Origin of the sequence: Glaciibacter superstes DSM 21135 (assembly GCF_000421145.1) — a bacterium.
GTDB lineage: Bacteria > Actinomycetota > Actinomycetes > Actinomycetales > Microbacteriaceae > Cryobacterium > Cryobacterium superstes.
The window spans coordinates 1-1,559 of sequence record NZ_ATWH01000037.1; the positions used below are offsets into that span (position 1 = coordinate 1).

At 63.8% G+C, this 1,559-nt stretch carries 2 protein-coding genes; both read left to right on the top strand.

Annotated features, from left to right (window positions below):
- Positions 1-47 precede the first annotated feature (47 nt).
- Positions 48-437 carry a hypothetical protein gene (locus tag K323_RS0123365; protein ID WP_022887672.1) on the top strand — a complete coding sequence of 130 codons (390 nt, stop codon included), beginning with the start codon at positions 48-50 and terminating at the stop codon, positions 435-437.
- A complete protein-coding gene (locus K323_RS28330) occupies positions 434-1,522 on the top strand; it encodes a DDE-type integrase/transposase/recombinase (RefSeq protein WP_022887673.1) in 1,089 nt (362 codons plus the stop codon). Before K323_RS0123365 ends, K323_RS28330 begins: the two co-directional genes overlap by 4 nt.
- The last annotated feature ends 37 nt before the right edge of the window (positions 1,523-1,559 follow it).

Consider the following 1,559-nt stretch of genomic DNA (forward strand, 5'->3'; position numbering starts at 1 on the left):
CCCTGGCTGGCAGTCTTGTTGTGACCCGTTCTGATCGGAGATTCGCAATGACTGTAGTAACAATCGCGCCGAGGATCTTCTCGGTGGATGAGAAGCGTGAGCATGTGCTTGCGTATGTGGCCGCCCGGCACGGGACGAAGGGTGTGTACCTTTCCGAGCACGGCATCACGGGCACGGAGATGCGCGGGTGGCGTCTGGCGATGGCCGACGGAGATCTCGGTGTCGGGCTGGTTCCTCGTCATACTGGCTCAATGGCACGTAAGGATGTGGCGGAGATTCGTCGGCTGCAGGACGAGGTGGACAAGCTCCGCGCCGAACGAGATCAGGCCCGCGGAGACGCGGACCAGATGCGGAGGGCGGCTGATGCGTTGGGAAAAGCTATCGACGCCATGCAGAGCGTGCGTGGCGTCGACTCCGGCGAGGACGCACCGTCTTGACCGATGTTCAGCATGCTGCTTACGAGACGGGGCGGCGTATCGAGGATGAGCTGATCCAGACGCTGCGCGAGGCGGGTCTGTCGCAGAACCGGGTGCTGGCGGTGATCGGCTTGTCGAAGGGCTCGTTCCATTACCGGCGCAAGCCCCGGCCTCGCACGGTCGCCCCGGTCCCGCACGCTGCCCGGCCACACCCGGCGAGACTGACCGGGATCGAGCGTGAGCAGATCGCTGAGAGTTTGAAGAAATCGGTTGCCAGCGTGGCCGAGACGTTCTACGAGGACCTCGACGGGGGCCGCTACGTGGCCTCGTTGTCCTCGTATCATCGCATCGCCCGGCAGGAGAGCATCCCGATGAACGCTACTGGCAGCCGCCGGCGCCGAACCGGCAGTGAGCGTGACACGCCGACACCGGTGCTGACCGCCCGGGCGCCTGGCGAAGTCGCGTGTTGGGACATCTCGTTCCTGCCCGGCCCATTCCGGGGCGAGCACTACGCCCTCTACGCGGTCATTGACCTGTTCTCCCGCAAGATCGTGGGATGGACCGTCCAGGAGCGTGAGAACGAACTGATCGCGAAGGGGCTTATCGAGGGCGTGATCACCTACCCCGGCCGGCAGGTCAGGACCGTGCACAGCGACAACGGGGCAGCGATGACCTCCAAATCCATGCGGAAGATGCTCGGCAAACACCACGTCGACCAATCCCTCATCCGTCCCGGCGTGAGCAACGACAATGCCCAGATCGAATCCTTCTTCCGGACCACGAAATACGGCCCCACGTGGCCCGGAGCGTTCGACGACATCGACCATGCCGTCGCCTGGTTCGGCGCTTTCGTCGAGCACTACAACGACCATCACCACCACTCGTCGCTAGCCGGATTCACGCCCGCTCAGGTCTATGACGGCTCATGGCTTCACTCCGCCCAGCAGCGCCAAGCCACCCTCGATGCCGCCTACCAGGCCAACCCACACCGCTACCGGAAACCACCCGTCGTGAGCCCACCCCCGCAGCAAGTGACCCTGAACCTCGCCCACAAAGACGGCAAAACCCACACCCCACCTACCCTGCTCGAACTCCTCGCAGGATAAACACACCAAACAGGTCACACCAGATTGACAACCAGCG

Coding starts and splice junctions, on each gene's coding strand:
- K323_RS0123365 (WP_022887672.1), top strand. CDS start 48: ATGACTGTAGTAACAATCGCGCCGAGGATCTTCTCGGTGGATGAGAAG.